The following is a 25,669-nucleotide window of genomic DNA, read 5'->3' as shown; positions in this document are numbered from 1 at the left end:
TAATTTTTGGTAAAGGTCGTGGTTTACCGCCGCTTGACGGATTTATGGGGCGAGTTTACTATCCAACGCTCCACTCAAAAGGTAACAGTCACATGCCAATGATCGAAGAAATAGACGTCGCGGAACTTCAAACTCGCATTGCTAGCGGTGAAAAAATCCGCCTAATTGATGTCCGTACTCAAGCAGAGTGGGATCAAGGCATTATTGAAAATGGTGAATTTATGCCACTAGATACTGTACCTGCTCACCTTGATGAGTTTTCAAATGATGTGACCAATATCATTTATTGCCGTAGTGGCATGCGATCTGCACAAGCCTGCATGTTTTTAGAAGAACACGCAGGCATCACAGCGATCAATGTAAAAGGTGGCATCATTGCTTGGCACCACTCAGGTGGAGCGGTTATTCGCCCTTAGTTTCGTTCATATTCATAGATCAAGTCGATACTCTGCTCTTCACCCGCTTGCACTTCAAGATTAAGGTATTTATTAATCTTGTAATCAACCGCAATACGGTGAGCAGAGTCGAAGATTCCTACTAAATACTTCACGTACAACTTAGGCCCTAACCTTTTTCCTAGCTGCAACTCACTATCTCTAAAGTCATCTCGTGTCACGATACTCAAGTCATCAAGACCCAGCGACTTACCAATCTTTTGCACCAAACCATCACTACCATCAATACCCAAACCTCTTACCGCTTGCATTAGCAGCGCAGTTTCACGCCCTGTAGCGGAGCTTAAGCTATTTCCTGTAAGCAGGTAACTCAAGGCATCGGTATCATCCAGTACGGGATCAGAAACGATTGTAGACTTCAGCTTTTGCAGCGTACCTGACAACTGTATACCTACCTCACCATCTGTAATCTCACGAACCGCTTTTACGTCCACACCGATATTCTTAGGTGGTCCATTAAATACTAAACGACCATTAGCGATTTTTAGATCCTGCCCATAGGCCTGATAACGCCCATTAACAATCTGCATCGTTCCATTTGTCACAATAGTATTTCGACTATTGGTGACACGAATACCACCAGTAAGCTGCGTACTAAAACCAAAACCTTTAAAGAAAACCTCGTTACCTAAGCGAACCAATATATTGGGTTGCAAACGTACCGCTTTAATATCTTCACCCTTCGCTGTCTCACCAATAACAATAACATCTTCAGACTCATCGATACTCAGCTCTGGCACATTTTTTAAGTTAATGGACGCCTTAGGAATATCGACCGTTCCATTGATCACAATCGCACTAGCGTTCGCAGTAATTTCTAAGTTAGGCGTCATGAATGCTTCAGCTTCATTGGTATCAACAAACTTAATGTTACTACCTGTCAAGCTCATTTGTGCCGACCAACTTTTTATATCTTGTAACGACAAACTACCCGTCGCTGTCAGTATTCCACCACCCGAATTCATCGTACCGACAATGCGTGCTTGGTTTGACTGATCAGCCTGAATACGGACATTCACATCCGTTAACTCAGTACCTACCTGTGGTAGTCGTAAGTATCCGTCTGTTAATGCAATCTGACCGGTCACTCTTGGCTTATCAATGACACCACTCACACTCACCTTACCGACTACCTGACCACGTAAACCACGACTGTACGGCACATAACTTTGTGCCCAGTAAATATTCGGAATGTTGACTTCAAAAACACCATTAATCGTTGGCGAGCCATTATCGCGTAATACTACTTGAGCACGTGACTTCAGCGTTCCTCTACCTTGAAAGTCTAAGCTGCTATCAACATCAATCTGCTTGTTGTTTAAGGTGACATTTAATATGCCGTCTTGGTAAGGAAATGAACGCTTCTCGCCAGAAGCTGTGGCAACGGTAAAGTAGCTATTAGGCAGACTTAATTTCACATTACCCGACTGCTGCCCATTACGCTGACTTAAACGGTAAGTACCATTTATTTTACCAGGAAGGCCAAAGTCCTCTGGTAAATAAGGCTTAGCGATAGATAGTGGAACAGAGATCAGTTGCCCTTCAACATCAATACGATGCGCATTGGCATTAGCGCCGAGTACTACCGTACCTTTACCGTCAATCACACCACCCTGCTCTAGGGTAATACGTGTATCCGCTACAATATTTTTGCCATTGACCGTCGCATTCAGCTCAGCTAACTCATACGAAATAGTCTGCGCTTCACCCTTTTCATCAAGAATAGACACACTACCTGTTGGAAGTTTTAGGTTGATTCTACCTTGCTGTCCGCCTCTTTGTGTCAGTTGGTAACTACCTTCAGCGACGCCTTTTACTTTTATCGTAGAAGGTAAGTAAGGTTGCACTAGCGCCAGTGGGAATGCTTTTAACTGACCATCACCCTCGAAGTCATACAAGTTATTTGGTTTCGCAAGGTTCAAACGACCCTTTGTGCTAAATGTTCCACCGTCTTGAAGTGCTAAGTTTAAGTCGGTAGTCACGTTATCACCTTGGATATCGGCAATAACCTTGGCAGAACTAAAGCGATACAACTGCGCACCAGTGACACCATCGTCGTAACTGACAGAACCTTGGTCAAATTCAAATGCCACATTACCTTGCAACTGTGTCTGCTGTTGCAGTTGGTAAGTACCGTTGACGTTACCTTTAACAATCAGTCCTTTTGGTAAAAAGGCCTGTGCCATATCCAATGGAATAGCGTTTACTTTACCTTCTGCTGAAAATATTGGCTTACCGCCGCCACTTAACGATTTAAGGTCAACACTCGCATTGCTCGTTAAAACCGCACCACCTTGTAACTCGAGACCTGCATTAGCCAAGATTTTTTCATCTTGCATTGTGGCTTTGAGTTGTACCTTGGTATAGCGATAACGTTGGCGCTCTACGCCTTCGGCTTTATAAGAAAACGACCCATCATTTGCCTCAAGGTCTACCTGACCCACTGGCCCATTAGCATTTTGCGTCAGTCGATAGTCACCACTAATCACACCATCAACATCGATATCTTTAGGTAAATACGGGCGAGCTAATGCTAAAGGCATCGACTTGATTTGCCCCTCAGCCGTAATACTTTTCAGAATGTCTTTCTGAGAAAGGTCAACAGTAGCTTTGCTAGTTAGCACCGCACCACCTTGCAACTCGATACCCGCATCAGCCAATATCTTTTCATCTTGCAGAGACGCTTTCAGTTGGACTTTGGTGTAACGGTAACGTTGAGCGTCAACACCTTCCGCTTTGTAAGTGAAGCTGCCATCGGTTGCGCTTAGGTCTACCTGACCCACTGGCCCATTAGCACTTTGTGTTAGGCGGTAATCACCACTTATAAGGCCGTCAACATCAACCTCTTTGGGTAAATAAGGGCGTGCTAACGCCAACGGCATTGCCTCTACCTTACCTTGTGCTGTAATCCCTTTAATGATGTCTGACTGAGAAAGATCAACAGTAGCAACCGCATTCAACTTACCGCCACCTTTGAGACTTAACGCTGCATCAGCGTTAATTAAGTCATTGTCTAATTTGGCATTGAGCTTTACTTCATCAAAGTTATAACGCTGATTTCCGGCGGTACTATCCTTATAGACAAGTTGGACATCAGGGCTTGATAATACTAGCGTTCCTGTTCTAGCTGATCCATTTTGGTTGACGTTGAACGCACCACTTGCTTGACCAGTAGCGCTAATTTCAGCCGGTAAAAAGGCCTGCGCTAATCCTAGTGGAATCTCAGTAAACTCACCTTTAGCATCTATTACATGCTTCCCGTCACTCGGTGACAGTTTAATATCTGCGCTTGCATCAATAGCACCTTTATCCGCTAATTTGAGTGAGGTACTCGCCTTGATATCATTACCATTAATATCCGCAACCAATGAGCCCGAGCGATAAGCAAAGCGTTCGAGCTTTCCATCTTTAGTGAGGTTAACCGTACCTGCTGAAAAGTTAAGGTTGGCCTGTCCTTTCAAGTCTGGGTTTATAGTGATGCTATACTCACCACCAACCAGCCCTTTTAGCGCTAGCCCTTGTGGAAGTACAGGATTCAGAATATCCAATGGTGTGTTTGCTAACTTACCAGATGTACTAAAGCCATCTTGATCGTTGTAATCTATGTTTGTACAAGCGGAGCCACTGCTCGACGCCATACATAACTCATCAGTAGCAATACCTGCCGCGGATAGCTTAATGTTAGTTGGTTTTTGCAGTGCCCACTTACCTGCTGCACTATTATCAACCGTTGCTTTAGTGAGCAAACCCTGCCAAGCCGTTCCGTCCCAACCACCATCAAGTGAAGCCGTTACTTTTGCTTGGCTATGATTAGCTAAAAGATCAATTTTGTGTGATTCAATATTACCGCGACCCGATAATGTCGCATTTCGAATACGCTCATTATTGACCGTTAAGCCTTGTAGCTTTCCATCTATTTGTAAGTCACCATTACTGGTTTTAATGTCTAGCTTTCCGCTATCTAAACTACTGCCTTGAAACGATAGACGCGTCGTATCAAGCGTCCCGTTTATAATAGGCTGCTTCATGTTTCCAGTTAACGTACCCTTAGCTGAAACACGCCCTTTAACGCCAGCGGCTAAACTCGATAAGTCAGGTGCATAAACATCCCAACTTAAGTCAAACGGCTCGGTACCACGACCATTAACCTTAATAATATTCTTTGCCGACTTAATCTCTAGCTTGTCAAATAACAACTCTTCATTGAGCATTGAGACTTCGCCCGTGGCCGTCAACGGATACCCTCTTACTGTGCCGTTCAAGTCCTCAATATCTAAGCCTATGCGAGTCTTTCCTTCAGTAGTACCAACCTTTAATTGCAGCTTACTCGTGATATCTGTTGGCCACTCAGGCACAAATTGCGCGGCATTTAGGCTCTTCGCATTAATCGCCAAATCTGTTGATAAGGCAGGCACCCATGCTAACTCACCAATCGCTTGAACATTGCCACTGTCACCCGTCAGGCTTAGTTTTTTGAAGTCAATAAAGTCAAAGTTACCCGATGCTTCAGCGCTTATTACCTGCTTACCTAGCTCAGAGTTATCGATATCTCCGTCAACCGTTAACTCATACGCCTGCAACAACCCTGTACCGGTAATATCCGCTTTCACATCCCCTATATCAGGGTGCAACCAAGCCATATTAGCCTTTAAATCTAATGCATGAGGCTCAAGCATATCCAATGATGCCGAGTTAATTGCGATACTTATCGGTGTAGGCTGCATAGCCATGTTAGCTGTGACACCATCAAGCAAAATCTTATTATCAATGATCTTTGTATTATCTAACTTGAGGCCAGTTAAACCAAATAAGTTCTGACCTTCTTCAATGACATTAAATTGACCAAGACTACCTTTAAGAACATTCAAATTAATAGGCGCTATACCAAAGTCACCAATATTTACTGGCTCTCCTCTCGCTCTAGACGTCTCTGACTTTGACAGCACTATGTCAAAGCTGGAGATATTCAAGCTATCGACATTGACCAAACTATTGGAGAAGTCAGGCCCGCCAAAATCAATGTCGATCCCCTTAAGACTAGTCAGTACTTGACCATCGTCATAGTTAACCTTGTCGACATTAATACCGGTAAGTAAGCTCCCGCTGACTCCTTCAATTTTTAATTCTTTAACAAAAGTATTACCTGCCCATGCACCAATCAGTGGACCGAGTGGCGTCAACACCAACGCCAGCAATGTCATCAACACAAAAAGTATGATGATTTGAATCCATACTAATGGCGAAAAAATATAATCGCTAATAGATCGCTTAGCACTCACAAGTCAGGCCCAACACTTAAGTAAAACGTTGCATCACCGGAGTGGCCCTCAGGAAAGCCGACGTCTAAACGTACAGGTCCGATAGGCGAGCGATAACGTCCACCAAAGCCGATACCATACTTCATGTCTCGGTCATCCCAGTTGTTAAATGCGTCGCCCGTATCGACAAAACCCGCGATACTCCACTCGTCTTTGATAGGGTACTCATACTCAACAGAAGCCGTGAGCAAGTGCTTACCACCGATCACAGAGCCTGAACTATTGGTTGTACCTATATCTTCAAAGTCGTAACCACGTACACTGTTCGCACCACCGGCAAAGAAACGAAGACTTTTCGGTAGATCTTCCAAGTCGCCAGCTGACGTATAACCCACTTCCATGCGGTTAACTAAACGCCCCTTTCCGACTGGGAATATATATTTACCGCTGCCTTTAAACTGCCCAAGACTTTGATCACTTAGCACACCATCTAGCGCACCTTGTAACTGAAGGTTTACATTCCAACCTGTTGTCGCTGATTTTTCATTATTCGTTTTAGTCTTAGACAGGCGTCCGCCAGCCAAGGTTAAAATGGAATCATCAGGCTCATCACCATCATCTTGCGTACGGTCAAACAGTACGTTGACATACAACTCTTGTACCCAGTCGTCAGTCACTTTTCGTTTATAAGTGCTACCGAAATTAAACGCAGTACTTTCTACATCATTAGACGTATCATACGTTAAACCCGTTAGATACTTTAAAGAATCATAGTCTGGATTCTCTCTAGGCTCAGTGAGCTCCAAGTTAATGGACGATAACGTTTCCGCTACCTGAGCAGAGGCATCTACTTGTCGCCCTTTTGGCCCAGTCCAACGACGTAGAAGCTCAGCTTTAACACGAGCCCCCGTATCGCTTCCATAACCTGCGGTGTATTTATACTTGTTACGCTTAGCCGGCGTTAGTTTGATATAGACCGGTATTTGCAGGTTCTTAGCATTTTTAACATTTACATCAACATTAACTTTTGAATAGTAACCACTACGCTGGAAAATTTGCTGCTGGTCTATGACGCTTTCAGTACTGAAAGGGGTACCGGGTTTTATTTTTATATATCGAGTAATAAGATCATCATTTAAGATATTTTGCTCGATCACAACCTCACCAAAGGTGTATCTAGGGCCAGTGTTTAGCACTAAATTAACACTGGCTTGATAGGCAAGCGGATCTACGGTGACTGCCTTTTGCTCAAAAACGGCATCTAGGTAACCCAGTGTTTCAGCGGATTCCGTGAGTAGTGTTTTGTAGTCGTCGTAGAGTTGATGATTAAGAATATCATTCTGCTTGTAAGGCGGCTCTGCGAGCGCCTTTCTAAAGAGTGGCTCATTAAGACCCGCTCCTTTAACTTCAATAAATTGACTAATGACTCTGACAGGCTCACCGGGTACAACACTTAATGTGATTTCCCAGCAACCATTGACCTCTTTACCGCCAGACGTAAACTCAGCATCGTAGTAGCCTAGCGCACGAGCACCTTTACGAAAGCCAGATTTTAGCGACAGAAAGTAATCACTCACCTCAGCTTTAGATGCTTTACAGGCTGGTTGATTTACGGGCAGATGCTTTTCAAGCCCTGCCTTTAACTCAGCGGATAAACCAGTAATCGCTAGCTTAGCTAACGGCTCATCTTCAGCAGCCTGTACAGGTCCAAATAAGCACAGAGCCACAGCTCCTACCAATGAGATTAATCGTCTCTGTTTTAGCGCAATCATTCAGTTTCCCCGTAAATTCATTTTCACTACTGCTCAAAGGCCCAGCGAAGTATTTCATCTTGTACTTTAGCGCCCGCTGAAGAGGATGCTTTTCTACCATTATGTTGAATAACAACGACCAACCGTCGTCCCTTCCGATTCAACATATAACCAGATAGTGCAGTCACATTATTTAACGTACCCGTTTTTAAGTGACTTCTGCCTTTCAAATCTTCATTTTTAAACCGTGACGCTAACGTTCCATCCAAACCAGGCACGGATAGAGATGATAAAAACTCTGGCATGAAGGCATCACGATAAGCCAGTTCCAGTAATTGTGCCATTTGTCGGGCAGTAATTCTCGTCTTTCTAGACAGGCCGGAGCCCGTGTCAACAATCATGCCGTCAGTATTGACACCCTGCTGTTCAATAATGGCTTTTATAGCATCTCGTGACTTTTGCTCAGTAGCAGGCGCCTCAAAATAATTCACACCGGTTGTTAAAAACAACTGGCGAGTCATGACATTATTACTCCACTTGTTGATCAAACGGATTTGGTCTCCAAGAGTTGGTGACGCATAACTATAAAAAAGTTCGTCTCCATCGGTTATCTTGCCAACTTTTAATCGACCGCTGAACACGCCACCCAACTCCTGCCAAAACTGTGTAAACGCATCAAACACATGCTGATCAGGCTCTGAGACTAAACGCATTAAGAACCGTGCAGGACAATCTCTTGAAAATGTACCTTTAACCAGCAACGAGCCATCAGTTTTCCAACTTAACTTTGGCCGACTGTGTTGTCGCTTACAACGACCGGCGACCAACCGCACTTGGTTATCTACTTTCAAACCTTTAGAAGGGGGAAAGTGAGCAACATCAGCTTTGGTTGCTTCCTCATTATCAGGGGCCGCGAGCCGTATACGTGACGCTTGAAAATTAAACATCAGTGGCGAAGCGCCAGCGTTGTACACTCTAAACCCTTGACCATCAAACGCGCTTCGCTTGTGTGCAGGTATGTTGTAATAACTACTGTCAATAATGATATCACCCGTAATCGCTGTCAAACCTTGATCACGTAACTCATGAGCAAACTTCCAGAAGCGCTCATAAACTAAAAATGGGTCGCCATGCCCCTTAAGAATTAAGTCACCTTGTAAAACACCGTTTTTGATCTCGCCGCGAGTCCAAGCCTCTGTCTTCCAAGAATAATTAGGGCCTAACTGCTTAAGCGCTGCATAAGTTGTGACTAACTTGATGGTAGAGGCCGGTGCTCTTGAAGCATCGATATTATGACTCAACATCGGTTTTTCTGCGTTTAGATCTCGAATATAAACACTGAGGTTTTCGCCCGGAACGTTATTCTTTTTAAGGATATCCAGTACAGGTGCTGGTAGTTGCCTAATTGTTTGCTCTTGAACAGTTTGATGGACGAGCGCAGGACTAGGCTCACTCTTCGGCAGAGTGTCACTAACCGCCAATGAGGGAAACACTAGTGACAGCAGTAATAATGGTCGGACAACAGTAATCACTGGTTTAATCTTCCTTAACATCTAAGTCAACAACCTCAACGACACCTTGTTCAAGGTAGCGCCAACGCAAATTAAAATCATATAAATGAGTCGCGTAAATGCGCTCACCAAATTCACCTACCCGGTAAGCAGGACGGGGATCAAGTGCAAGTAATTCTGAAATCAGTACTTTTACGTCTTTAGAAAAGCGTTCGGAAGCCAATGTACACTGTTTTTCTGAAGATTCGCTAAAGGTAACTGTCAATGACTTCTCAGGCAAGTCAGGTGCAAACCCGCCTTGTGCCTCAGGAATGGAGTCAACATAGGGAAGGTAAGGTTTGATATCAAGTACAGGAGTGCCGTCTAAAAAGTCACAACCACCTAAGATCAACTTAACTTTACCCCCATCAATTTGAATATCTAACAGGTCCACAACAGATAAACCGACAGGATTCGGACGGTGCGTTGAGCGAGTAGCAAAAACTCCTACTCGCTTGTTGCCACCCAGCCGAGGTGGCCTAACTGTTGGTTTCCACTGCCCTACAGGCACGGCATGAAATGCAAATATAATCCATATATGAGAGAAACCCTCCAGCCCTCGGACAATTTCTGGCGCAGAGTAAGGCTCTTCTAATACCAACTCTGCAACCGTAGATGGCAACAAGCGAGGTTGTCGAGGAATGGTGAATTTCTCCTTGAAACAAGAAGATATATAGCCGATGGCTGAAAGAGTAAAATTATTCATTGAAACGTATTATACTTCACTCCCATGAATGAAATAAAACAATACGACATCCGTGTTCACGTAAAAACTGAATATTTACCCTCTGAGTCTGATGAAGACAATAATAGGTTTGTTTTTGCGTACACAATAACGGTAGAAAATCACGGTAGCGAAGCGGCAAAGCTATTATCTCGCCACTGGGTCATCACAGATGCTGAAAGTCGCATTCAAGAAGTGAAGGGGAAAGGCGTAATTGGCGAACAACCTCACCTTAAAGAAGGCGAGTCATTTAGCTACACCAGCGGCACAATGATAGAAACGCAAGTTGGGTCGATGCAGGGAAGTTACCAGATGATTGCAGATGATGGGTATACATTTGACGCTATTATCGCGCCATTTACCCTCGCCATTCCTGGTATATTGCACTAAAAAAAGAGCTATCGTAAAGATAGCCCTAGGGGGTTGTGGTCATCAAATCCTTATGAGTAACCACAAGCTTTCGAGCCACTGGGTTGCAATGGCAATGACCCCATACTAGGTTTGCATACGTTAATACTCCACCGACACAAGGAGTAACGGTACTGTTTCAAAGATAGACCACCCGTCCATTGGTACTAGTCAATCCCCCTCTAAGTCCATAAGCTGTTTCTATAAACGGTCATGAACCCCCGTGTTCAATGAATAATAAAAACTTATAAAGGAAGTTCGTTTTCAGCGCGAAATAGGCCCCGATTGACTCTATTTCATGGTTGAGCGAGCGTGTCACTGACTGATGAAGTTTAATTTACCTGTATTATCCGTCCTGACGGGACTGATCATTACGGCTGCGAGCGTACAAACTGCGCTGGCTGACGTATACGCCTATCATGGCGCCAATGGTGAGAGAATTCTTACTGATAAGCGACTTAATGATAAAAACTTTCGCCTAGTTAAAACCTACAAAACACCAAAAAAGGTAAGGCCAGTTTCACTCAAAAAATCTACAGCTAAACCCGCAAAAGCAACAAAAGCGGCTAGCTCTGCGGCAAACGTTTTCCAATGTGGAAACAAAGCATTCATAAAGAAGCAGCAGCGTCATTACCGGCAAATTATACGTACTTATGCTGCCAAATATGGCGTTGAAGAAGCGTTGATTCATTCTGTAGTGAAACAAGAGTCATGCTTCAACGAGAAAGCAAAGTCTCGTGTTGGCGCGATGGGATTGATGCAACTCATGCCAGGAACCGCTGCACACTTGAAAGTAAAAGACCCTTGGAATCCTGAACAAAACATCCATGGTGGTGTAAAGTATTTATCTTGGATGCTTAAGCGTTTTAACGGCAACAAGAAATTTGCGTTAGCAGCTTACAATGCTGGGCCTGGAAGGGTTGATCAATACGGAGGCATTCCGCCATTTCGTGAGACTCGTAATTACGTCAAACGAATAATGGCTGACTACAGCCTGATGAAGGACAACGGCCTATAACCGAGTGTACGGTTTAATATAGAGTTCATTATGCTCACAGTGTATGCTTGAGATTACTGACTTTAGTATCTCTATATGACTCAATTTTTACACCCTAAGTATTGGTTAAGCTGGATTGGCATCTTCTTTATGTGGGCCATTAGTCAGTTCCCTTGGCGTTGGCAAATGGCGATTGGTGAAAGCATCGGCAAGTTGCTACATTCACTGGTCAAATCACGTAGGGACATCTGTATTCGAAATCTGGAAATAGCTTTTCCAGAGAAAAGCCCAGAAGAGAGAGCAGTGCTTTGCAAAGAGCACTTTATCTCACTCGGCAAAGGGTTAATGGATGCTTCATTTAGCTGGTGGGGTTCATCTGAATCACTATTAAAGCGTTCACGCATAATCGGTGTTGAAAACCTCGACGCAGCTATCGCGTCAGAACGCCCTATTATATTTTTAAGTACTCACTTTACGAGCCTCGAAGTCAGCGGTAGCATTATTGCTGATCGCTTAGAGTCTTGTTTCGTGTTTCGCCCACACCAAAACCCACTGCTAAACCACATCAGTATCAACCGACGTGAGTCACGTTTTGGCAAAACAATTGCTAAAGATCATATTCGTGACATGGTACGCCAGCTCAAACAAGGTAAAGCCGTGTGGTACGCACCTGATCAAAACTTCAGGGGTAAAGGCCATATTATGGTGCCATTCTTTGGTACTGATGCGCCAACAAACCCAGCTACTTCTAGACTCGCTAAACTTTCAAATGCACTCGTGATACCAATCTACTGCACGCGTGAGAGTGGCGAACACGAAGGTTATACATTACACATACAGCATGCTCTTGATAATTTCCCAAGTGATAATATCAATAATGATACACTCCGTATTAATCAGGTAATTGAGCAGCAGATTAGAGCTTACCCTGAACAATACCTTTGGACACATAAGCGCTATAAAGGCTGTCAGGTAGACGGTCGCGACATCTATAACGCCTGAGCAAATAATAATTAAATGATCTTAAATCGCTACCTCATTAAGGAGATGCTGCAGGCCTTTGTCGCCACATTGCTAGTACTCTTACTCATTATTGTCGGCAATACGGTTGCACGACTACTTGGTAGCGTCAGCTCGGGACAGTTGCCTCTTGATGCGCTAGGCGCTCTAATACTTATTGGTTCATTGAAAGGCGCTATCCAACTTGCTCCCATCGCCTTACTTATTGGCATGATGTTGGCATTTGGCGGCATGTATCGTGACAATGAAATCTCAGCGATGCACGCATCAGGCATAGGTCCTGAACTGTTTTTTAAGGCCATTTTTTGGCTACTCCTACCCATAACAATCGCTCTATCTGCACTCGTTTTGTACACGCTTCCCCAGCTAGAGTTAACGAGACAAGAAATCACCACTGAAATAAAACAACGGCCAGAATCATCCGGTATTCCTGTTGGTGAGTTCATGCAGAGTCGTTCGGGTGATAAGACATTTACGCTATTTGTAGAAACACTGGATGAGAAAAATGTAGTCATGCAGAACTTCTTCATGCAAACAGAAAACCCAGAAAATAGCCAAGTCATGATGGCAGAGAGCGCACTACTCTTTGTCGACCAAGAGAGCGGCGAACGTGTCCTTCAAGTCAACAATGGCAGTCGTTATGATAAAGAAAAATCGACTGGTGCATTTACCTTATTTACCTTTAGTGAGCATGGTATTCGGGTACCATCATTGATGACTAATATGAGTGAAAAACTCAGCGCGGAGCCGACACTTGCTTTAATAGGTAGTAGTGACCCTGCTCGACAAGCCGAGCTACATTGGCGTTTTGCGGTGGTTTTATCCGCGCCTATAATGGCTTTACTAGCCTTCCCACTAAGTTATACAACACCTCGACAAGGCCGTTTTGGTAAATTGGCGATTGGAATTTTGTTATATGCCGTTTATGCAAATCTGCTAATTACGGGTAAGTCGATGCTGGAAGATGGAAAGATACCAACATTGCTAGGGCTATGGTGGGTACATATTCCCTTCATACTGCTCTCGCTCTGGATGGTCTGGCGACGCTACGGAGGGCTTCGATGAATATTATTGACCGTTACCTGTGGAAGTCAGTCCTTGTCGGCCTAGCAATGGCCTGGTTTGCATTAACATTACTCGTCGTATTTTTTGACTTTATTGGGGAGTCTGGCGACCTAAACGAAAACTATAACAGCCTGCAAGCATTTATTTTCTTGCTCTACTCTATACCTAGCCGTCTTTATGAGTTATTTCCTACATCTATGCTTATTGGTACTTTGCTTGGGCTTGGTACACTGGCTGCAAACTCCGAGTTTATTGCCATGCGAGCGGCAGGGATTTCAGTAGGCAACATTATTTTTTCTGTGTTGAAAGTGGGCGTCATACTTGTGGGTCTTGTATTTTTAATGGGTGAGTATGTTGTTCCTAAAGCTGACTTAGCAGGTCGAAATTTTAAGTCATCCCTTAGCAATAAAAACATCGTGATGACCCAAGGTGCAAGCCTTTGGATTAAGGACCAAAACCGCATTATTCATATTGGACAAGTCTGGTCTGAAGACAAATTAACTGACGTCACCATTTACACGCTTAAGTCGGATTATAGTGGGCTAGAGTCACAGACACACGTTGAGACAATCACTAGTAGTGACCAAGGCTGGGAAATGTCAGCAACGACTGAGCAAACATTTTCTAAGGCTGGAGTAGATACTCAGTTCCTTGAGAAAAAAGTTGATGCGAATCTGCTAAACCCAAAGTTCATAAGTATTGCTTCTGTACAGCCAGAACAGTTATCGATTTCGGAGCTTTCTGAATTGATTGAATACCAGCAGTCAAATAACTTAAATACTGATAAGCTTAAGCTTGCTTATTGGAAGCGGTTTTCAGCACCCTTTTCTGCATTAGTTATGCTATTTTTGGCCATGCCGTTTTTGTTTGGCTCGCAGCGTGGCGGTGGTGCTGGTCAACGTGTGTTTATAGGAATTATTGCGGGGATAGCATTTTTCTTAATCAATAAAGTACTTAATCAGCTAGGGTCTGTTTATGGTGTTACGCCACTGCTAAGTGCCTTTTCGCCTGCACTGATATTCCTTGGCATAAGTATCATTACACTTCAAAGAATTCGCTAGACCTTCAATGGATATGACTCACTCATGATTAAAATTGCCACTGCTAATGCAGATCAACCCGTTAATATTATTTGTATGAAATGGGGTGATAAATACGGTGCGGAATATGTAAATAAGCTGCATGGCATGATTTCGAAAAATTTGAGTTTGCCGTTCAAGCTAACCTGCTTCACTGATAGTGATAAGGGCATCTTACCTTCTATTGATATTAAGCCATTACCGTTTCTAGGTCTGCCAGACAACATCCCTGAACGAGGCTGGAACAAGCTAAGTACCTTACAAGATGGCTTAGGTGGTTTTGAGGGTGATGTACTTTTCTTAGACCTTGATGTGGTGATAGTTGACACTATAGACGAGTTATTTGACCACCCTGCTGAGTTCTTGATTATTCAAGATGTGAAACTTAAACGTAAGATGATTGGTAACTCATCGGTCTATCGATTTAGGGTTGGCGCGCACCAAGATATTTTGGATAAATTTACGGAGGATTTTGACCTTGTGCAAAAAACTCACCGTAATGAGCAGGCTTACTTATCTGCTGAAGTGAATAAAAAAGACTTGTTAACGTTTTGGCCTGAAAAATGGTGCCCTAGTTTCAAGTATCACTGCATGCAACCTTGGCCGATGAATTACTTTAAAGATGCGATTATCCCTAAGGGAGCAAAGATAATTATCTTTCATGGTCACCCGGAGCCTGATGAAGCGGTTAAAGGTGTTACGCATAAGTGGTATCGGCATGTCAGACCGACTCGTTGGATTGAAAACTATTGGTGCGAATAACATATGCCTGTCCGTAAAAAATCTAAGATTGAACGCTTACTATCATTCAATCAATATAGAAAAAGAAAAGGTGCATCAAAGGCTTCTCAGGATACATCTACTATAAATTATGACGAACTGAAGTCGAAGATAGTCAATGCGGATGAACTCATCTACACCCATGGCTCATCAAAAAATTTAGAAGAACATTTAGCTAACTTACTAAATGAGTTCGCAGGTCAATCAGAGCTTCTTTATTATCATGCCAAGCTCATAGTTTTAATCCGAAGAGAATATAAAACATCCTCTCAATTTAAAGCTTTCCAAGAACTTTGGGAGAGAGAGAAAGACTTTCTCATCAAACACTTAAATACTCGATGGCTTGTATCAGCAGCGGATACGTTTACTGACTTTTCAAGTGACGCAAACGAGCGTGCTTTATCACTTTCGATCTCTTTACTAGTTAATACTATAAAGTTGAATGAAACAGAGCGATATCTACAACATGCAGAATCTCTTACTGACGATGAAATGCGTAAAGAAGCACTCCAGAATGGGCGCATAGCACTATTTGATGGTACTTCCGCATTAGCAGTAGGCACGGATGACACTTTAAGAAATATGCGCTGGCGACTCGATGATATTTGTGAAAATGACACAATATCAGGGGCTATACTTCAAGAAATATTCCTACGTCTACAAAGTGAAGAGACTGTCTATAAGCGATTTAGAACACGACATGTTAGACAAAAAACAGCATGGTGGTAAAATAATGAAAGCCTTACTTATAAACCTAGAAAGCTCTAAAGATAGATTACAATTCCAAACTCAGCAACTGGGAAAGCTAGGGATTCCATTCGACGTACTAAAAGCCGTATCCACCAACGATATAAGTCACGACGAATATGAAAAAAAATCGCAAGGATGGGAGCGACCTCTAAGACAGGCTGAAGTTGCTTGTTTTTTAAGCCACCTAAAGGCTTGGAACGAAGTGGTCAAAAAAAACAAGCCAATGCTTGTATTAGAAGATGACGCTCTTCTATCTGTAAAAACAGCTGCAATCTTAGTGTCGCTATTTAACATTAAAAAGAAACCGTTAGATTTAGTTACTCTAGAAACTCGCAGTCGCAAAAAAATAGTAAGCAAAGCTTTTACCGAAGTTATTTCGGGTATCAATCTTAGAGAGCTTTACCAAGATCGGACAGGGGCAGCAGGTTATGTTCTCTGGCCATCAGGCGCTAAAAAGCTCATAGAGGAGTCTAGAAAACGTAGCCCAGCACTCGCAGACGCTTTTATATCTAGTAGCTACAACCTAAACGCTTACCAAATCGAACCAGCGGCTATTATTCAGCTAGACCAATGTGACAACTACTCAGTCACCAATAATAGCTTCAAGCCAGACTCAACAATATCATCAGAAGTAAAACCTCAGCCAATTTATAAAAGTAAACTAAGTTATATTCGCTTTAAAGGACGACGAATATACTCACAACTACGTATGGCATTTAGGCAATTATCGGTGATAGCCAAAAGTACAAGGCAATACATTTATCCTAATTCAAACGAGTTTTATTCGGACACAGACTAGGCATCATCAATTGAATTGAGTGCTTTAACAGACTTGCCATTAAACCAGCCTACAATCTCTTGAGGGTCCGTTTGAAGGCCCTTAGCTTTACGGAAGTCTTGGCCGCTTTTACCACCAAAATGATGCACTTGGTCCTCATGCTCTTCAAAACCTTTAACCGTATGGCCATCATTTAGCACTTCAGCCTGAAGCTTAGTAACTGACCACCACCACTGGTAGTCACTACTTAATTGATGTTTTCTATAAAGATCACTATCAATAAGCAAACAATAGCCATCTACTCGCGTGATTGGGTTATCTCTCACCAAACCATAAGATGTCATTCCTTTCTCATGCTTATCAATCAGCTTTCGTAACCAAAGCGGATCATGAATTTCAACATCACTATTCAATAGTAAATAATATTTTGAATTCTGATCTGCTAGCCTAGATGCAATGTTATTCCCCTCGGCAAAAAGAGAGTTATAGTTAAGAAAGCATAACTTATCAAGCCAACCTTTCGCCTGCCAACGTATTAAAAAGTGCTTTAAAATATTACCCGACAAGTTATCAACAACAACGGTTTCATAGCTGACATCTTTTGTTTTTTGCAGTGTAGATAGTGTCTTATGTGTATATTTAAATGCACCATGCGTAAGCATGAGGATACTCACTTCATAAGCTGACATCGAATACTCCTAAAAAATTATTCGCAAGAACCAATGGATTTAACTTAAGCATTAACAAACTGCTCTTTCCATCGTCTAATTTCCTCATGAGGTAGAGAAACAGCACTACAGTTAACGTTGTCGGCATGCTCTAACAAACTATTAACCTCTTCTCTCTTCAATACTGGCAAATTAAAGTCTCTACCCATCTCCTCTGCGCGATTGTCCACACTGATAATAACCGAACGTCGACTATGTTGTAGCGCCCTAACCCCAGCATGAAGCCTAGTGCCAATATAATCGGTAGCATTGTTCTTTATAAATGTATCAAAGGAGTGCAAATTCATACCGAGACAGGTAACCCCAGCTTCAAATGAAGGATTACTTTTACATAAAGCAGAAAAGTATTCCAAATCTCCTGAGCCTTGAGGCCAGAAATAAACTTTTTCATAGCCACTAAGCAATTGAGCAATCATCACTGAGTCTAGCGACGAATCTTGCCTATAATCTGTCAATGTAAAAACAACATCAGTACTTCGAGTCTTAGGAATCTTTGATAAGACGTCAGGCGATAGTCTCCATAAAGTAGGACAGCCAGTATTGATTACATTAGTGATACCACACTGTTTTAACTTTTCTAACGTGTAAGCGTCTCTAACAGAATGTAACCAATGCTTACTGAGGGCTTTTCTATAAAATAACTTAGCCTTGAATTCAGGCTCATCAGCATAGACATTCCAACCTACCCCCATCAGTATTGCAGGAGTCATTCTCCAAGAGTCTAGTAACGAAAGAGACCATTGGTTTTTTCTCGCACGATTCCGCCAATAATTACGAAGTAGGTTCGTTCCCCCGACAAAACCTAATTCATTATTCCATGCGACTTTCTTAGCTGACCCACTCATTGAGTGATGAGTTGGAAAACGAATTTTCAGCTTATTAGTAAACATCTCCCCCAGCTCTAGGCTAACCGCATCCATGATGATTTCATCACCAAGGTTTTTTGACCCACAAGCGGTGTCGTATAAAGTAATCAATTTATTCCCCCATTTATTTTTTTAGATAAGTGCCAAGTATTTTTTCGCAACTTCCACAGGAAGATACGCTTGGTCTAGTTCAATTATATAATCTTGTTTATTCTCTATCGCAGTAGCCATTTTTTCTCCTAGCGCCTTATAGTCACCCACAGAAACAAGCTGATGTTGTTCCAATAGCTCATTTGGACCTGAAGGACAATCCGTGCTAACGATAGGTGTAGTGAGTGCTACCGCTTCCAAAATAGCGATACTAAAGCCTTCAAAATCAGATGAAACTACCATTAACTCTGCATTATTAATATATGGATAAGGGTTACTCTTAAACCCTAGAAACAAGACTTTTTCCGCTATCCCAAGCTCAGTAGAAAGCGCTCTTATTTCTTCTTCAAGCGGTCCTTTACCGATCAAAACTAAAGGATATTCCACCTGACTATGCGCGTAAGCACGCAATAAAATATCATGCCGTTTGGCTTCTTTGAATTTACCAATATGGAGAATATAAGGGACTTGTTCAGGGGTAAATTCCAGGGCCGTATCACGAACTAAATCAATATCAACAGGGTTATGAATGACTCTAGACTCGATATCACCCTTCATTATTGTCAGTAAGTCTTGCTCAACGCCATCACTAACACTGACGCATGACTTGTTATCATAAATCGCCAACGTATTATCGATACTACTCGTGTCAGAGTCATTACACCCCAACTCTTTTGAAGTTGTATTATGAATAACAAAATGTATGTTTTCTAATGCACTCTGACTCAGAATAAAGTCAACTGGGTATAAGTTCGAAAGGATTAAACTCGGCTGCCCTATAAACCTCAAAACAAACTGATCAAATAATTTCGATGCGACCCGTCTTCGTATTTTTTTAGGCAATATTCGCAATGCTTGATATGGGAATACGTGTAGTTTGACCCCTGCAGGGACAGGGAGCTCAATCACATTTTTAAAAATAATGATGTGAGGCTCATAACCAAGATCAAGGAAGGCTTTCGCTAGCGTAAGAACAAACCGTTCAGCTCCGCTGCCTTGTAGCGTAAATATTGCTAAAACAATTTTTTTATTAAGCACTTACAAAAACACCTTCAAAAACAAAACCACCAACAGCACAATCAATCCAACCACAAAAAACGACGGCCAAGAAATCCCATCATTTACCTCAACAACAGGCTCTGGCGGCACATACACATACAGCTCCGCATCTATAACCTCCTCAGCAATATTTCGTAATTTTTCAACATGCTCTTCTATCGGTAACCCTTCCCCACTACCTTCATACTCCGCATCACCACCACGCATATTAATCAACGGTATTAACACATCTATATTTGCACGGGCAACCAAAGCATTTTTAGTAGCAGTACGATAGTCATCATCAGATTCAAACTTTAATGGATCTTCACTCAACCTAAACTCACGATAAATCTCAATCATCTTCGCAAGGCTTTGCTCGATCATCTCACGGTTGCGATCAAGTGAACGCTTGAGCTCAATCACCCCAACGCCATGTGAAGGCTTCATAACGCGCAAATTATACTCAGTTCCGCGAACATAGGCTTTAAGCGTACCGTTTGATTGCATCACTGTTATATTTGTTTTTCTTTCCAAAACGGCTTTCCCTGCTGTTTCTTGCTCATTCATAGCAGACTCTTCTGACTCGCTAAAGGTCTCCATTTCTACCCCTTCTGAAGGCTTTCCTTTGTGCAACCATGTCAATACACCAAATACTCCTGTTTACTTCACATCCAAGCCTGCTTAACAGGCAACCTGAATAGGCTCAATTGTATCACCATCAAGTCTAACCGCAGTGAGTTTTCGCCCCCACACACAGCCCGTATCCAAAGAAACCACCTGGCTATCCTTGTGATAACCCAATGCTGACCAATGTCCAAAAATTATACGCTGAGACAACAATACTCTGGTCGGCAGTTGAAACCAAGGATACAAACCCTTAGCTTGAAGGTCATTAGCTGTTCCTTTTACCAAATGGTTTAGCGAACCGTCCGGGTTACAACCTCGCATCCGCGTAAAGGTATTTAAAATAAAACGATGCCTGTCATAAGACTGCAAAGAGTCACTCCATTGAGAAGGCTCATCCCCATAAACATTTTCCAACCAACGCTGAGTCGTCGCGCCACGTAATGGTATTTCAACCTCGCTAGCAAACTGCTGAGCTTGATTTAAATTCCAATGAGGGAAAACACCCGCATGAGCCATACAAAAGCCAAGCTCATCATCCACATGAAGCAGCGGCTTTTTGCGTAACCAATCAACCAACTCTTCACGATCAGGCGCTTTCATTATAGGCTTTAATGTCGAGTGTGGTTTAGCTACCCCATAATGCGCGGCAATCAAGCTAATATCATGATTACCCAAGACGCACACAGCAGAGTCACCTAGGCTCTTCACAAACCTCAGCACTTCAAGCGACTTGGGTCCACGACTCACCAAGTCTCCCGCCAGCCAGACACGATCATTATCAGCAGAAAAGTTTACCTTTTGTAATAAACGCTGAAGCGCCTTATGGCACCCTTGCAAATCACCAATTGCATACACGGCCATAAGATTATGATGTCCTTAAATAAGAGAAACGACGCATTCGTAAAAATAAATCAACGGTATTATACCAATGCAGTCTTTATGGTAAAATTTTAATCTCGTGTCACTTTAGACCGAGTCAGCATAAATATTAAAACTGTAGCATTGAGGAGCATACTATTTTATGGCACAGATCATACCAGAAGGTTCGCTAACTGCCATCTACCCTAGCCCTCAATTGCATACCCGCCTTGCACAACTTCCTAATTCGGTCACAGTTTACCAACAACTCAACGCTAATACAGATGACTCTGGGCTCAAGTATTGGGTGATCCAAGGCAAGCAGTCAGTACTGATTGCGACGCTAGCTGATAATAGCATTAGTGCCAAAGCTGACATAACAGAGCATACCCTGCGCCACTTACCCGCCATCTTTGAGTTAACTCAAGAACGCAACGCCTTGCTACCCTCATTAATGCAAGATCACGCGCAACACCTACTACCCATCATTTTACTGTTACCTGAAACACTTGAGTCTAAACAAACGATCCATTTAAAAGATCAAGGACTACTCGCGATAGGTGACGTACTACTGACTGATGCGTTGGGGAAAGTACTTGATCGCTACTTAGGTATTGCCAGTTCCGACAAGGTTCGAGACTTTATCCATACTCACTTTTGCTCTGAAATCATCCTTAACACACAAAATGGTCAGCAGATAACGCTCAACCCTGAACAAGAAAAAAGCCTAAAAGCAGGCTTAATTAATAATAGCGCTCAAAGTGAGACGACCCACAGTACTAAACTATTACTCGGTGTGGCTGGTAGCGGCAAAAGTACCGTACTCGTTAAACGTGCCGCCCTGTTGCATTCACTCAATCCAAATGCTCGCATCTTGATATTAAGTCATAACAAAGCCATGAGTAATGTTTTAAAAGAAAATATTACTGCCCTGACAGGGAAAAATAACAACATCCAATGCCACCCTTTTATGGAGTGGTGCCGAAAGCTCCTCGGTGGAACGTGGCAGTTTGTTTATGATGACCAAGAAACTGAATTATTTGATTTAATGGTCAAACGACATTTCCCTAGAGGTGAAGTAAATCGTCATAGCTTAGTAAGAGAAGTTAACTTCATCAAAAACCACGCTATAGCCAGTGAGTCTGAGTACATTGACTCACTATCATCGAATAGTAGTTACGCGCTCGCTAACCCGATACGTAAACGTATTTGGCAAACTTGCATAGACATAGATACTCACCTGAAAGATCGCAAACGGTACTTATGGTCTAACGCGCCAGGCATGCTAATCAATGAGTTGGATGATGGCAAAATTTTTGAGCCTTATACACATGTACTTATTGATGAAACCCACTACTTTGCACAGGTGTGGATCAAACTAGTACAGCGAGTCATGGCAAACAACAGTCAACTCTTTTTAGCCGCAGACTCAGCTTATAACTTCTCTGGCCGCGTACTTAGCTGGCACGAGACAGGCATTGAGCTTAGAGGAAATACAATTAACCTCAACAAAACCTACCGCTGCAATAAAGCAATATGCAAAGTCGCCGATGGTTTTCGTGTTAACCGCAGCCTGCAAACGCTGAACAACCCGCTTTGTTTAACCAATAGACTCGAATTATTAGACACTGAAACGCAGCCTAAGTTACTGCAGTTCCCTAGTATTAAAGACCAAAAACGTCGCCTATTCAGTGAGATCCATCAACTCGTCAACAAAGGCATACCACCACAAGAGATTTTGGTTTTATGCGCGAGTAAACAAGTCTCTCGCTTACTTGCACAAGAGATAAAACAGGAAATAAACATTCCTGCAACTGCTCTTACTGGAAGCATGATCGTAAATAACGAGAGCATCAAACTCTGCGACATGGAAAGCGCTACTGGCCTAGAAAGCCGAGTGGTTTTCATCACCGGCATAGAAGAGTTGATGGACTTAGAAAACAGCCCAAATGCAAACGCACACGACCGTCGCAGTCTAAAAGTAGAGCACACTCACCTACTCCACATGGCAATGACTCGAGCGTCAGAACATCTCTATCTTCTCATCACTGCCTCAGAGATTCCTGAGGAATGGCAGATTGACGGCCTCATTACCCCAACGTTGTCGACAGACCGACGCGCGCCCGTCACATACCTAAATACAAAAGCATCGGCTCAATAGCCCATCAAAATCTGCTAAAATGTCTTATCCGCTCAAAACTATCACTTTGGGCGCTTTTCAACTGCAACAAAAGAGGAAGTATCAATGAAGCTAATCACAGCTATCATTAAGCCATTCAAACTTGATGATGTTCGAGAATCACTATCTGAACTAGGTATCTACGGCTTAACAGTTACCGAAGTCAAAGGATTTGGTCGTCAAAAAGGCCACACTGAACTTTATCGCGGCTCTGAGTATGTGGTTGATTTTCTACCTAAGGTAAAAATCGAAACAGCAGTCGCTGATGATCGTGTTGATGCTGTTATCGAATCAATTATCAAAGCTGCTAACACTAGCAAAATTGGTGACGGTAAGATTTTTGTGACAAACGTAGAACAAACTGTGCGTATTCGTACTGGAGAAACAGGGCCAGACGCACTTTAAAACTTAACATTATTCTGTAGGGGGAATATTGTAATGAAAAAAGCCACATTAGCGGCGCTATCAATAGCGCTGCTACCATTAACTGCGTCCGCAACTGACGCTGAGCCACTCATTAATGGTGCAAATACTGCTTGGATCTTAACATCCACAGCACTTGTTCTGTTTATGACGCTACCCGGTCTAGCCTTGTTTTATGGTGGACTAGTCAAGAGCCGAAATATTCTATCGATACTGATGCAATGTTTTGCAATTACCGGAATCGCGTCTATTTTTTGGCTGGTTGCTGGTTACAGCCTGGCTTTCAGTGGCGATGGCGCATTCATCGGCGACCTATCTAAAGCATTCTTTAGCGGTGTCACGAAAGGCTCTGTATCAGGCGATATTCCTGAGCCACTATTCGCACTATTTCAAATGACATTCGCAGTGATTACACCCGCTTTGATCATTGGTGCATTTGCTGAGCGCATCAAATTTTCAAGCGTACTGATCTTCAGCATACTTTGGTTATTCTTCGTTTATGCACCTATTACTCATTGGGTATGGGGCGGCGGTTGGCTGCAAGACATGGGTCTTCTTGACTATGCAGGTGGAACAGTTGTACACATCACCGCGGGTGTTGCGGCACTTGTAACAGCGATCATGATTGGCCCTCGTAAGAGCTTCATTCGTGGTAACACAGCACCTCACAACATGACGATGACCATCACTGGCGCAGGTATGTTATGGGTGGGTTGGTTCGGCTTTAACGGTGGCTCTGCACTGGCTGCAAACGGCGATGCTGCAATGGCAATGCTTGTGACACATATCTCTGCGGCAACAGGCGCATTGACATGGATGTGTTATGAGTGGGTCAAATATGGCAAGCCAACAGCACTAGGAACAGTAACCGGTATGGTTGCAGGTCTAGGTACTATCACTCCAGCATCTGGCTTCGTAGGCCCTGCAGGTGCACTTGTTATCGGTCTGTTAGCGGGTATTGTTTGCTTCAACGCAACACTGTTGATCAAACAGAAGTTCAAAATTGATGACTCTCTGGATGTATTCCCAGTACATGGTGTTGGCGGTATCTTAGGAACGTTCCTAGCAGGTATCTTCGCTTCAACTGAGCTAGGTTTATTCAGCGGACACGGCTTTGCTGATGGCATTGAAAGCATCAGTCAGCAGCTAGGTGTTCAAGTCATTGGTATCGTTGCTACTTTCGTTTATACGGCTATCGTTACTTACATCTTGTTTAAACTCGTTGGCATGATGACTAACGGCGTACGTGTAACGGAAGATGAAGAGTCGCAAGGTCTTGATATCGTTGATCACGAAGAGCGTGGTTACGATCTTTAAGTGTTAACTATCTTAAGCTCAGGCAGTTAGCGCTGAGTAACTTTAGATATGTCAGACAAGAAAAAGCCCCGCAATGCGGGGCTTTTTTTACTACTGTTCTTTTACTTAAAACATCTAAGCAACAGACTAGTCACCGCTAGTGAAAGCCATCAAGAACTGAATCACATACCAGAACAACAAACCAACACTTGAGAATAAAGACAAAGAAGCAGCAACGTGCTGATCAGTGTGGTACTCATGAATGATGTTTGAAGTACTGTAAAGTACAGAAGCAGCAGCAAAGATAATCATCGCGCCCATGAACCAAAGGCCTAGTGAGAATCCAAAGATGATACCTGCAACAATGATACCCATTGCAACAAAACCACCAATCATTAGGAAACGACCCATGAATGAGAAGTTAATGTTTGTTGAAAATGCAGTGAATGTTAAACCCGCTACTAATGCCGCTGTGATACCTGCAGCGTGAAGTACGATGTTACCGTCCATCATTACAGCACGAGCGATTGGGATTGTAGAAATAAAACCAAAAGCAACAATGTATAGACCTAGGCCCATGTATTGACGTTCACGTGATACACCAGAACGAGCCCAGTTATCAGCAAGTACTGAGATACCCATGTAAGCGCCCATAACTAGCAGCCACATCCATGAACTACCTGCTAAAACACCCATGAAGGCATTAGCAATACCAGTTGAGATAAAAAAGCTAACAACAATTGCGTAAGCCGCAATAGCACCCGCAAGGTGAACATACGTGCGTTTGATAAACGCGGCGCGTTCGCTTTCAGCAGCGTTGGCAACAATTTGCCCTGTGCCAGCATCCATAAAACTCATAGTCTTTCTCCTAAAATTAAACTTAAAA

The 25,669-nt window shown here is 42.9% G+C and carries 22 protein-coding genes; 12 read left to right on the top strand and 10 right to left on the bottom strand.

All coding sequences use genetic code 11. The annotated features are described in order from the left end of the window. The first annotated feature begins 92 nt into the window (after positions 1-92). Positions 93-416, top strand: coding sequence for a rhodanese-like domain-containing protein (locus DKT75_RS15215; RefSeq protein WP_109824292.1), 324 nt, complete (start codon positions 93-95; stop codon positions 414-416). Here the strand turns inward: DKT75_RS15215 and DKT75_RS15210 are convergent. Genes DKT75_RS15210 through tsaA form a run of 4 tightly spaced genes read right to left on the bottom strand, consistent with a single transcriptional unit; the run spans position 413 to position 9,720 of the window. After that, complete coding sequence (locus tag DKT75_RS15210) at positions 413-5,734, bottom strand: translocation/assembly module TamB domain-containing protein (protein WP_109824291.1); 5,322 nt, start codon at positions 5,732-5,734, stop codon at positions 413-415. The genes DKT75_RS15215 and DKT75_RS15210 overlap by 4 nt on opposite strands. Further along, entirely contained in the window at positions 5,731-7,485 is a 1,755-nt protein-coding gene (locus tag DKT75_RS15205; RefSeq protein ID WP_109824290.1) for an autotransporter assembly complex protein TamA, read from the bottom strand. Before DKT75_RS15205 ends, DKT75_RS15210 begins: the two co-directional genes overlap by 4 nt. Positions 7,486-7,511: 26 nt before the next feature. Next, entirely contained in the window at positions 7,512-8,996 is a 1,485-nt protein-coding gene (dacB, locus tag DKT75_RS15200; RefSeq protein ID WP_158278887.1) for a D-alanyl-D-alanine carboxypeptidase/D-alanyl-D-alanine endopeptidase, read from the bottom strand. A gap of 4 nt (positions 8,997-9,000) precedes the next feature. Further along, the gene (gene tsaA / locus DKT75_RS15195; protein ID WP_109824288.1) at positions 9,001-9,720 is read right to left on the bottom strand and encodes a tRNA (N6-threonylcarbamoyladenosine(37)-N6)-methyltransferase TrmO; all 720 of its coding nucleotides are present in this window, start codon (positions 9,718-9,720) and stop codon (positions 9,001-9,003) included. 24 nt (positions 9,721-9,744) lie between these two features. Here tsaA and apaG point away from each other — a divergent pair, with 24 nt between their 5' ends. The 8 genes from apaG (at position 9,745) to DKT75_RS15155 (ending at position 16,636) form a co-directional block, all read left to right on the top strand. Next, positions 9,745-10,128 (top strand): Co2+/Mg2+ efflux protein ApaG, encoded by a 384-nt coding sequence (gene apaG, locus DKT75_RS15190; RefSeq protein WP_109824287.1) that lies wholly within the window; start codon positions 9,745-9,747, stop codon positions 10,126-10,128. A gap of 343 nt (positions 10,129-10,471) precedes the next feature. Further along, a complete protein-coding gene (locus tag DKT75_RS22385; protein WP_109824286.1) occupies positions 10,472-11,164 on the top strand; it encodes a lytic transglycosylase domain-containing protein in 693 nt (230 codons plus the stop codon). Between the two features lie 75 nt (positions 11,165-11,239). After that, the gene (locus DKT75_RS15180; RefSeq protein WP_109824285.1) at positions 11,240-12,145 is read left to right on the top strand and encodes a lysophospholipid acyltransferase family protein; all 906 of its coding nucleotides are present in this window, start codon (positions 11,240-11,242) and stop codon (positions 12,143-12,145) included. Positions 12,146-12,160: 15 nt separating this feature from the next. Beyond that, on the top strand, positions 12,161-13,228 hold the full coding sequence (gene lptF / locus DKT75_RS15175; RefSeq protein WP_109824284.1) for an LPS export ABC transporter permease LptF: 1,068 nt from the start codon (positions 12,161-12,163) through the stop codon (positions 13,226-13,228). Beyond that, positions 13,225-14,289, top strand: coding sequence for an LPS export ABC transporter permease LptG (gene lptG / locus DKT75_RS15170; RefSeq protein ID WP_158278886.1), 1,065 nt, complete (start codon positions 13,225-13,227; stop codon positions 14,287-14,289). Before lptF ends, lptG begins: the two co-directional genes overlap by 4 nt. A 24-nt stretch (positions 14,290-14,313) precedes the next feature. Continuing rightward, positions 14,314-15,069 (top strand): glycosyltransferase, encoded by a 756-nt coding sequence (locus DKT75_RS15165; RefSeq protein WP_109824282.1) that lies wholly within the window; start codon positions 14,314-14,316, stop codon positions 15,067-15,069. 3 nt (positions 15,070-15,072) lie between these two features. After that, the gene (locus tag DKT75_RS15160) at positions 15,073-15,816 is read left to right on the top strand and encodes a hypothetical protein (RefSeq protein ID WP_109824281.1); all 744 of its coding nucleotides are present in this window, start codon (positions 15,073-15,075) and stop codon (positions 15,814-15,816) included. Between the two features lie 4 nt (positions 15,817-15,820). Then, complete coding sequence (locus DKT75_RS15155) at positions 15,821-16,636, top strand: glycosyltransferase family 25 protein (protein WP_109824554.1); 816 nt, start codon at positions 15,821-15,823, stop codon at positions 16,634-16,636. Here DKT75_RS15155 and DKT75_RS15150 read toward each other — a convergent pair. The 5 genes from DKT75_RS15150 to DKT75_RS15130 form a co-directional block, all read right to left on the bottom strand. Next, a complete protein-coding gene (locus DKT75_RS15150) occupies positions 16,633-17,304 on the bottom strand; it encodes a glycosyltransferase (RefSeq protein ID WP_109824280.1) in 672 nt (223 codons plus the stop codon). The genes DKT75_RS15155 and DKT75_RS15150 overlap by 4 nt on opposite strands. A 44-nt stretch (positions 17,305-17,348) precedes the next feature. After that, entirely contained in the window at positions 17,349-18,320 is a 972-nt protein-coding gene (locus DKT75_RS15145; RefSeq protein WP_109824279.1) for a polysaccharide pyruvyl transferase family protein, read from the bottom strand. A 21-nt stretch (positions 18,321-18,341) separates the two neighbouring features. Next, complete coding sequence (locus DKT75_RS15140) at positions 18,342-19,397, bottom strand: glycosyltransferase (protein WP_109824278.1); 1,056 nt, start codon at positions 19,395-19,397, stop codon at positions 18,342-18,344. After that, positions 19,398-20,000, bottom strand: coding sequence for a hypothetical protein (locus DKT75_RS15135; protein ID WP_109824277.1), 603 nt, complete (start codon positions 19,998-20,000; stop codon positions 19,398-19,400). It abuts the gene before it with no gap. Positions 20,001-20,081: 81 nt separating this feature from the next. Further along, complete coding sequence (locus DKT75_RS15130) at positions 20,082-20,888, bottom strand: symmetrical bis(5'-nucleosyl)-tetraphosphatase (RefSeq protein ID WP_109824276.1); 807 nt, start codon at positions 20,886-20,888, stop codon at positions 20,082-20,084. 160 nt (positions 20,889-21,048) lie between these two features. On the opposite strand from DKT75_RS15130, the gene DKT75_RS15125 reads away from it, so the two are divergent. The 3 genes from DKT75_RS15125 (at position 21,049) to DKT75_RS15115 (ending at position 24,804) form a co-directional block, all read left to right on the top strand. Further along, positions 21,049-23,046: a UvrD-helicase domain-containing protein gene (locus tag DKT75_RS15125; protein ID WP_109824275.1), complete on the top strand. Its 1,998-nt coding sequence runs from the start codon at positions 21,049-21,051 to the stop codon at positions 23,044-23,046. 84 nt (positions 23,047-23,130) lie between these two features. Beyond that, positions 23,131-23,469: a P-II family nitrogen regulator gene (locus tag DKT75_RS15120; protein WP_109824274.1), complete on the top strand. Its 339-nt coding sequence runs from the start codon at positions 23,131-23,133 to the stop codon at positions 23,467-23,469. A gap of 33 nt (positions 23,470-23,502) precedes the next feature. Beyond that, complete coding sequence (locus DKT75_RS15115) at positions 23,503-24,804, top strand: ammonium transporter (RefSeq protein ID WP_109824273.1); 1,302 nt, start codon at positions 23,503-23,505, stop codon at positions 24,802-24,804. 126 nt (positions 24,805-24,930) lie between these two features. Here DKT75_RS15115 and DKT75_RS15110 read toward each other — a convergent pair whose 3' ends face one another. Then, complete coding sequence (locus tag DKT75_RS15110; protein WP_109824272.1) at positions 24,931-25,641, bottom strand: Bax inhibitor-1/YccA family protein; 711 nt, start codon at positions 25,639-25,641, stop codon at positions 24,931-24,933. Positions 25,642-25,669 lie beyond the last annotated feature (28 nt).

Source organism: Leucothrix arctica (genome assembly GCF_003172895.1).
Taxonomy (GTDB): domain Bacteria; phylum Pseudomonadota; class Gammaproteobacteria; order Thiotrichales; family Thiotrichaceae; genus Leucothrix; species Leucothrix arctica.
This window is presented reverse-complemented; position numbering and strand designations above follow the sequence as displayed.

Coding starts and splice junctions, on each gene's coding strand:
- DKT75_RS15150 (WP_109824280.1), bottom strand. CDS start 17,304: ATGTCAGCTTATGAAGTGAGTATCCTCATGCTTACGCATGGTGCATTT.
- DKT75_RS15130 (WP_109824276.1), bottom strand. CDS start 20,888: ATGGCCGTGTATGCAATTGGTGATTTGCAAGGGTGCCATAAGGCGCTT.
- DKT75_RS15160 (WP_109824281.1), top strand. CDS start 15,073: ATGCCTGTCCGTAAAAAATCTAAGATTGAACGCTTACTATCATTCAAT.
- DKT75_RS15180 (WP_109824285.1), top strand. CDS start 11,240: ATGACTCAATTTTTACACCCTAAGTATTGGTTAAGCTGGATTGGCATC.
- DKT75_RS15120 (WP_109824274.1), top strand. CDS start 23,131: ATGAAGCTAATCACAGCTATCATTAAGCCATTCAAACTTGATGATGTT.
- DKT75_RS15135 (WP_109824277.1), bottom strand. CDS start 20,000: ATGGAGACCTTTAGCGAGTCAGAAGAGTCTGCTATGAATGAGCAAGAA.
- lptG (WP_158278886.1), top strand. CDS start 13,225: ATGAATATTATTGACCGTTACCTGTGGAAGTCAGTCCTTGTCGGCCTA.
- apaG (WP_109824287.1), top strand. CDS start 9,745: ATGAATGAAATAAAACAATACGACATCCGTGTTCACGTAAAAACTGAA.
- DKT75_RS15110 (WP_109824272.1), bottom strand. CDS start 25,641: ATGAGTTTTATGGATGCTGGCACAGGGCAAATTGTTGCCAACGCTGCT.
- tsaA (WP_109824288.1), bottom strand. CDS start 9,720: ATGAATAATTTTACTCTTTCAGCCATCGGCTATATATCTTCTTGTTTC.
- DKT75_RS15125 (WP_109824275.1), top strand. CDS start 21,049: ATGGCACAGATCATACCAGAAGGTTCGCTAACTGCCATCTACCCTAGC.
- lptF (WP_109824284.1), top strand. CDS start 12,161: ATGATCTTAAATCGCTACCTCATTAAGGAGATGCTGCAGGCCTTTGTC.
- DKT75_RS22385 (WP_109824286.1), top strand. CDS start 10,472: ATGAAGTTTAATTTACCTGTATTATCCGTCCTGACGGGACTGATCATT.
- DKT75_RS15155 (WP_109824554.1), top strand. CDS start 15,821: ATGAAAGCCTTACTTATAAACCTAGAAAGCTCTAAAGATAGATTACAA.
- DKT75_RS15215 (WP_109824292.1), top strand. CDS start 93: ATGCCAATGATCGAAGAAATAGACGTCGCGGAACTTCAAACTCGCATT.
- DKT75_RS15205 (WP_109824290.1), bottom strand. CDS start 7,485: ATGATTGCGCTAAAACAGAGACGATTAATCTCATTGGTAGGAGCTGTG.
- DKT75_RS15165 (WP_109824282.1), top strand. CDS start 14,314: ATGATTAAAATTGCCACTGCTAATGCAGATCAACCCGTTAATATTATT.
- DKT75_RS15115 (WP_109824273.1), top strand. CDS start 23,503: ATGAAAAAAGCCACATTAGCGGCGCTATCAATAGCGCTGCTACCATTA.